Annotated in this window: 9 protein-coding genes and 1 tRNA gene; 1 reads left to right on the forward strand and 9 read right to left on the reverse strand. The window is 56.9% G+C overall.

The window, feature by feature from the left end:
- Window positions 1-1295, reverse strand: a 1295-nt coding sequence (locus ACEQWH_RS05930; RefSeq protein ID WP_370228853.1) for a trimethylamine methyltransferase family protein, incomplete at its 3' end; no start/stop codon positions are given.
- A 145-nt stretch (window positions 1296-1440) separates the two neighbouring features.
- On the opposite strand from ACEQWH_RS05930, the gene ACEQWH_RS05935 reads away from it, so the two are divergent.
- Complete coding sequence (locus tag ACEQWH_RS05935) at window positions 1441-2367, forward strand: LysR substrate-binding domain-containing protein (protein WP_370228855.1); 927 nt, start codon at window positions 1441-1443, stop codon at window positions 2365-2367.
- 23 nt (window positions 2368-2390) lie between these two features.
- Here ACEQWH_RS05935 and ACEQWH_RS05940 read toward each other — a convergent pair.
- The 8 genes from ACEQWH_RS05940 to ACEQWH_RS05975 form a co-directional block, all read right to left on the reverse strand.
- Window positions 2391-2467: transfer RNA gene (locus ACEQWH_RS05940), tRNA-Arg, on the reverse strand.
- Between the two features lie 84 nt (window positions 2468-2551).
- Window positions 2552-3772, reverse strand: a complete 1221-nt coding sequence (locus tag ACEQWH_RS05945; RefSeq protein WP_370228856.1) for a cysteine desulfurase — start codon at window positions 3770-3772, stop codon at window positions 2552-2554.
- A gap of 12 nt (window positions 3773-3784) precedes the next feature.
- Window positions 3785-4357, reverse strand: coding sequence for a YIP1 family protein (locus tag ACEQWH_RS05950; protein WP_370228858.1), 573 nt, complete (start codon window positions 4355-4357; stop codon window positions 3785-3787).
- Window positions 4354-4839, reverse strand: coding sequence for a YIP1 family protein (locus ACEQWH_RS05955; protein ID WP_370228859.1), 486 nt, complete (start codon window positions 4837-4839; stop codon window positions 4354-4356). The genes ACEQWH_RS05950 and ACEQWH_RS05955 overlap by 4 nt, the downstream gene beginning before the upstream one ends.
- A complete protein-coding gene (gene sufD, locus ACEQWH_RS05960) occupies window positions 4839-6125 on the reverse strand; it encodes a Fe-S cluster assembly protein SufD (RefSeq protein ID WP_370228860.1) in 1287 nt (428 codons plus the stop codon). Before sufD ends, ACEQWH_RS05955 begins: the two co-directional genes overlap by 1 nt.
- Window positions 6125-6880, reverse strand: coding sequence for a Fe-S cluster assembly ATPase SufC (gene sufC / locus ACEQWH_RS05965; protein WP_370228861.1), 756 nt, complete (start codon window positions 6878-6880; stop codon window positions 6125-6127). Before sufC ends, sufD begins: the two co-directional genes overlap by 1 nt.
- Window positions 6881-6914: 34 nt before the next feature.
- Window positions 6915-7085 carry a hypothetical protein gene (locus ACEQWH_RS05970; protein ID WP_370228862.1) on the reverse strand — a complete coding sequence of 57 codons (171 nt, stop codon included), beginning with the start codon at window positions 7083-7085 and terminating at the stop codon, window positions 6915-6917.
- Window positions 7085-7169 (reverse strand): heavy metal-binding domain-containing protein (locus ACEQWH_RS05975; RefSeq protein WP_370228864.1); only part of this gene is annotated, 85 nt, incomplete at its 5' end. The genes ACEQWH_RS05970 and ACEQWH_RS05975, both read right to left, overlap by 1 nt.

Consider the following 7169-nt stretch of genomic DNA (forward strand, 5'->3'; position numbering starts at 1 on the left):
TCACTGTCGCTGAGTTCGGGTTCATAGAAGGCCGTTTGATAATTGCGCATTGTATGGCCACAGCCCAGGAAATGGCCGCCGGGTCCAACCTCTTCGTAGGCGTCACGCGCCAGCGCATCATCAGACACATCCAACCCTTGGCCCAGCACTTTTTGATAACTACCCAGTCGGTCGGCATCCATAATCAGCTTTTCAAAACCGGTACACAGCCCGCCTTCCAGCCACCCTGCCGAATGCAGGACAAAATTCGCGCCTGCCAGCATCGTGGAATGCATGGAATCCGCGCTTTCATAGGCGGCCTGCGCATCTTCGATTTTGGATGCGGTCAATGAGCCACCACACCGCAGAGGCAGGCCCGCGCGACGCGCCAATTGCCCGATCGCATAATTCGACATTACCGGTTCCGGCATCCCAAACGTCGGTGCACCGGATTTCAGCGACATCGACGACAGGAAGTTGCCCAGAACAAAGGGCGCGCCCGGCCGCAGCAGTTGTACATAGGCGCAGACCATCATGGCTTCGGCCATCGCTTGCGCAACCGAGGCCGCAGTTGAAACCGGCCCCATCGCACCGGACAGGATAAAGGGCACGACCACCATCCCCTGCCCGCGCGACGAATAAACCCGCGCGGCTTCGGTGACGACCTTATCCACCAGCAAAGGCGAATTGGTGTTCACATTTCCCATAATCACGCAGTTCTCGTCCATGACATCCTTGCCAAAAACGATTTCCGCCATGTCGACACTGTCCTGCGCGCGGCTCATTTCCGTGATCGCGCCAAGGTGCGGCTTGTCCGACAACGTCATGTGCGCCAGCAGCATATCAAGATGGCGTTTGCTGACGGGAACGTCGCAAGGCTCGCAGGTGACAAAACCGCCGTGATGCAGATTAGGGTGCAGATACGTCAGACGCACCAGATCGCGAAACGCTTCCATATCGCCGTACCGACGGCCACCATTCAGATCGCGCACAAAGGGCGCGCCATAGATCGGTGCGAACACCTGATTGGTGCCCCCGATGGTCACAGAGCGGTCGCGGTTGCGCGCCAGTTGGGTGAATTCACGTGGCGCTTTGGCACAGAGGCTGCGGATCCAGTCCGCAGGGGCGCGGACAACGTCGCCCTCGATCTTGACGTCTTGCCTGCGCCATAACTCCAGCGCTTCGGGGTCGTCGCGGAACGCGATACCCACGTCCTGAATGATCCAATCGACCTGCGCTTCCAGCTTTTCGATCTGCTCTTCATCCAGCACGTCAAAGAATGGCAAACTGCGTCGGATATACGGGGAAGCCGCCACAGTTGAAGACTCCGTGTCTCTCGTCCGGGATGCGCGGGTGCGACGTGCCATTTTTTACCTCACTGAATCACATAGCGCATAGGATAGCTCTGAAATTTTGCCGTGTGACGATTGAAAAATTCGATGAATTAGATAACTACAGCTTATGCAAAAACTTTGGTCGCACCTCTCTTCACCTCGTCACCTCGTGTTCTTTGAGGCCGCCGCGCGCACCGGTTCCTTCACCCATGCCGCGCAGGAACTTAACGTTCAGCAACCAGCGGTCAGCATGACGATCAAACAGCTTGAGACGTCTTTGGGTGTGATCCTCTTTGAGCGTCGCCACCGCAAAATCGCGTTGACGAACGCGGGCAGCCGACTATTTGCCGACGTGAAGCAAGCTTTTGAAATGCTGGAGCAATCCGCCGCCTCTATCCAGCAGTTCGCCAGCAACGACCACGTTACGCTCAGCGCGTCATCTGCGTTCAACAACTATTGGATGCTGCCACGGCTTGGGTCATTTCAACGTAACAATCCCGACATTGACCTGCGCCTGCAATCCAGCGATCGCGAGCCGGATTTGAACGCCGAAACCATCAGCCTTGCCATTCGTCTTGGGAATGGAGATTGGCCCGATTGCAACAGCGCTTTGATCGCCGAAGAGATCATCTATCCCGTCGCATCGCCGCGCGTCATGGCCGCTGCCATCGACCTCAAGAATGTTGCGCTCTTGCCAAGGCAGCGTCTGATTCACCTTGAGGAACCCATCCGCGAGCGCCCCAGCTGGCAACAATGGTTTCAGGCCAAGGGTGTTCAAGGTGCCACGCCCCGCGGAGGCCTGCGCCTGAACGACTATGCGCTGGTACTTCAGGCTGCCATGGCGGGCGAAGGCTTTGCCTTTGGCTGGCACCACCTTGTTGCACCGCTTGCCGAGCAAGGATTGCTGGCATCGCGCCCAAACTGGGCGTGGAAAACCGGCAAGGGATTCTATCTGGTCTGGTCAAAATCGCACCAGCTGACGCCCAAGGCCGAGGTTGTCCGCGACTGGATGGTCGCAAAAAGTCAGGAAGCGCAGGCCGCGTCCAAGCTTTGATGATCTGGATTCCGGGGAAGAAGTGGCGCACCCATGAGGATTCGAACCTCAGACCTCTGCCTTCGGAGGGCAGCGCTCTATCCAGCTGAGCTATGGGTGCCTGAGGCTCGTTATACCGACGCGAGAATCTTCTGCAAGCCGGAAAGATGAGGCAAGGAACAGAAACCCGTTCCTTGCTTTTTGCTTAAGACAGCAGCTCGTTTGCCAGCTCTAGTGCGTCGACCAGCGTATCGACCTCATCGGTCGTATTATACAGGCCAAAGCTCGCACGACAGGTCGCGCTGACCCCAAGACGCTCCATCAAAGGTCCGGCACAATGGTGGCCGGCACGCACGGCAACGCCGCGTTTGTCAAGAATTGTCGAGATGTCATGGGCATGGGCCGCACCATCCAGCGTCATGCTAAAAATCGCAGCCTTCCCAGGCGCCTGCCCTTGAATATGCAGCCAGTTCAGAGACTTAAACTTTTCTAGCGCATAGTCGCGAAGCGCGTTTTCATGGCGTGCCACGTTGTCCATGCCCAGATCCATCAGGTATTCCAAGGCAACGCCCAGACCAATCGTCTGGACAATTCCGGGGGTGCCTGCCTCAAACATCATGGGCGGATCGTTATAGATCACGGTGTCCTGCGTGACCTCTTTGATCATGTCACCGCCGCCGATAAAGGGGCGCATCTCGTTCATGCGGTCGCGTTTGATAAAGATCGCGCCCGAGCCAGATGGGCCATAGAGTTTGTGACCGGTGATCGCATAGAAATCACAGTCCAGATCCTCAACATCGACCGGCATGTGAACCGAACCTTGGGAGCCGTCCACAAGCACCGGAATGCCGCGCGCATGGGCCTCTTGCGTGATGGTTTTCACGTCCACTACGGTGCCCAGCACGTTAGAGCATTGCGTGATGGCAACCAGCTTGGTTTTGTCGCTCATCGCGTCGACGACACGCTGCGTGTCCAGACTCCCGTCTTCTTCGATATCGACCCATTTCAGAACAACGCCCATGCGCTCGCGCAGGAAATGCCACGGCACGATATTGGCGTGGTGCTCCATCACAGACAGCAGAATTTCATCGCCGGCCTTCAAGTGTGCCATCGCCCAGCCATAGGCAACCAGATTGATGCCTTCGGTCGTGCCCGAATTCAGCACGATCTGCTCAGAGTCTTTGACGTTCAGGAACTTGGCGATGATGCCGCGCACGCCTTCGTACTTTTCTGTCGCCAGATTGGACAGATAATGCAGCCCTCGGTGCACGTTGGAATATTCCTCGGCATAGCCGCGCGTGACCGCATCGATCACCACCTGAGGCTTTTGCGCCGATGCGCCGTTGTCCAGATAAGTCAAAGGCTTGCCGTTCACCTCGCGAGAGAGGATCGGGAAGTCTTGGCGAATTTTGTTGATGTCAAACATGCGTCTGTCCAATTAAACGCTGATGAAGGGCGCCAGCAGCAGCGACACCACCACCAGAATCCCTACGAAAGTTAAAACAAGGCTGCCAATCGTACGACCATTCGTTTCAAACCCATGCGCCACGCGCTGGAAGTTCAAAATGATCCAAATCGCATAAAGCCCAGCAAGATTGATGGCCAGAACCGCCAAACCAAATGATGCGAAAGACACCAGCAGCCCCAGTCCCTCGACAACCGCGCGCATGACTTGCAGCCACGCCACATAGGACAGCACAGTCGCGAAACTGCCCTGCCCGCCAAGGTAACGGCCGGAAAATGTCAACAATACTGCCGAGGTAGCTGCGACGATGGTCAGTGTTACGAAAAGGCCAAAGGGCGTCACGACATCCAAAAACATGACACCCGGAAACAGCTCTACTGGAAAGGCCAGAACCCGGGCAAAGATTGCGAGCGTCGACAGCATTGTGCCGATGACAAGCACGACCCAAGACAGCCGGACAGTAAGGCCAAGCGCAAGGATTTGCGCCATGGCTTCTGCCGGGCGCACCACCGTCAAAGCGACCAGATCCCTGAAGGTTTGCATCATGTGTCAGACACCGCCGTACTGCGCAGCCCCGATACCCAGAACCACGTGAATACCAATATCGCAATCAAGCCGATGCTGTCATAGACCGCTCCGGGACCAACAAATCCGCCGACAAGCCCGCGAAATAGTGAAATCGGCGCAATCGCCAACAACGCCCAGAACAAGGCGAAACGGCTGGAAAACCCGTCGATCTTGCGCCCAAAGATCCGCATGACAATCTGTACAATGATGGCCAGCACATAGAACGCCAGCGGCATGATGAAGATCCACACCCAAAGCTGTGCGCCCAAGAGCATATTCAGCTCAAGCCCTTCAAGATGCGCTTCGCGTGCCAGACGAGGCCATTGTGCGATAAAGATCGTCACACAGGCCGCCATCAGGACTGCAAGACCACGGTCTTCGCGCACGCCCATCGCAAGGCGGCGGGACACAACCTGCCCCGGCCCCCGATAGGTCGCTAGTATATCGCGTGTGATAGACATTAACCGCGACGACGCTCCAGCCAGCTTTCCAGGCGTGCGATGATCGCATCAGACAGGGCGTCCTCTTCGATCTCTTCAACCGCTTCGGCCAGAAACGCCAAGGTCATCAGATCGGTCGCGATATCCTTGGGCACACCACGCGCACGCAGATAGAACAGACCTTCCTCATCAATCGCACCAGAGGTCGAGCCGTGTGAACAGGCCACATCATCGGCATAGATCTCGAGTTCCGGCTTAGCGAGGAACTGGCTGTCATCGTCCAGCAGCAAGGACTGGCTGATCTGATAGCCGTCGGTTTTTTGCGCGTCAGGCTGCACCAGGATCTTGCCCTGAAACACACCCGTCGCCCCATTGCGCAGAACCTTTTTGAAAACCTGACGGCTTTCGCAATTCTTCGCGTCATGGGTCACGAAAACCGTGTCATCATGGTGAAAATCACCGTCACCAACACAGGCGCCCGCGACATGCGCGATAGCGTCGTCGCCGGTCAGTTCCAAAATGGCTTCATTGCGGGTCAGCACACCATTTACGGTCAGAGTAAACGACTTGAACGTGCTTTCCGTGCCAAGACGCGCGAAAATATGGGTCACATTGCGACGCTCATGGTCGCGCCCTTGTGCCCGCACGTGGTGGAATTCTGCGTTGTCTGCCACATCCACTTCAAGCACCTGGTTAAAGCGCGCCGCGCCTGGGCCATTTTCCAAAAGCGTGACTTTAGCGCCCTCTTCCAGTTTCACCACATGGTGCAACGCCGCATCGGACGCGGTGTCGCGATGGCGGTAGGACAGGTTAATCGGCTTGCTCACTTGACCGGTGACGCGGATCACCACACCATCGCTGGCCATGGCTGTATTCCAGGCCGCAAGCGGGCGTTCAACCGGTGTTTGACCGTTCAGTTCAAGCGCACCGTAAAAGTCTTTGGCCCAATGGATATCGCTCGCCGCGATGTCGGCCAGACGCTCAATCGTCAGGCCTTCGCCCGCCAGATCATCGGATTCCTCGGCGTTAAACACACCATCCACAAAGACGATTTTCAGGCGCTCGATATCGTCAAAAATCGGCGCCTCATCGGCGTCATACAGTGCAGCGGCAGGCACGTCGGCCTGAGTCAGCGTGTCAGGACGCGTGTATTTCCAGTATTCGTCCCGCGCATGCGGCAGGCCCATGGTTTTGACCCGCGCCAAGGCATCCGCGCGTGCAGAGGCAAGCCACGCACCGCTTTCTGGCACCGAGACCGTCGCCAGACGCGCCTCTGCAGCCTCTTGTTTCATCTGAGCCAGACGCATTATGCGACCTCCGCCAGAATGTCGGCATACCCGTTCTGCTCAACTTCCAGAGCCAGCTCTGGACCACCGGTTTTCACGATGCGGCCGTCTGCCATGATGTGCACGACGTCAGGTTTGATGTGGTCCAACAAGCGCTGATAGTGAGTGATCACAAGGAAACCACGACCCTCGCTGCGCAGCGCGTTTACGCCCTCAGACACCAGCTTCATCGCGTCCACGTCCAGACCGGAGTCTGTTTCATCCAGAATGCACATCTTTGGCTCAAGCATCGCCATCTGCAGGATTTCATTGCGCTTTTTCTCGCCACCAGAGAACCCCATATTGACCGGACGCTTCAGCATATCGGCATCGATCTTAAGAGTTTTCGCCTTGGCGCGGATGTCTTTCAAAAAGTCCGCCGCAGACAGCTCTTCTTCGTCGCGTGCCTTGCGCTGTGCATTCACCGCAGTGCGCAGGAAGGTCATGTTGCTGACGCCCGGAATTTCAACCGGATATTGGAACGCCAGGAACAGGCCTTCTGCGGCGCGCTCTTCTGGCTCCATGTCCAGCAGGTCTTCGCCCTCAAGCGTCGCCTCGCCGTCGGTGACTTCATAGCCGTCACGTCCGGACAGAACATAGGACAGCGTCGACTTACCAGAGCCGTTTGGCCCCATGATCGCATGTACTTTGCCCGCTTCAACTGTCAGGTCTACGCCCTTCAGGATCTGCTTGTCTTCGTCTTCCAGTTTGACCTTCAGGCCTTTGATTTCCAACATAGTCTTTTCCTCATCCGCCCGCACATCAGGCGGTTCATTTCCGTAATATCAACTGGGCCACCAACGACCCAAGAAACCCGCTGGCGAAACTGGTCGCCAGAACTTGTGTGGTGCCCAGCATTGGCGCGAGGCTGCTGATCACCAAAGCAAACACCGCGCAGAATGCCCCCGTTGTACAGGCGGGCAACAGCGCAGCGCGCCACATTATTTCAGCACCACAGCAGTGCCAGAAGCCGAAACCATCAGCATCGAATTACCAATCACCTCGTAATCCAGATCCACGCCCACA

This window comes from Cognatishimia sp., assembly GCF_964229375.1.
GTDB lineage: Bacteria > Pseudomonadota > Alphaproteobacteria > Rhodobacterales > Rhodobacteraceae > Cognatishimia.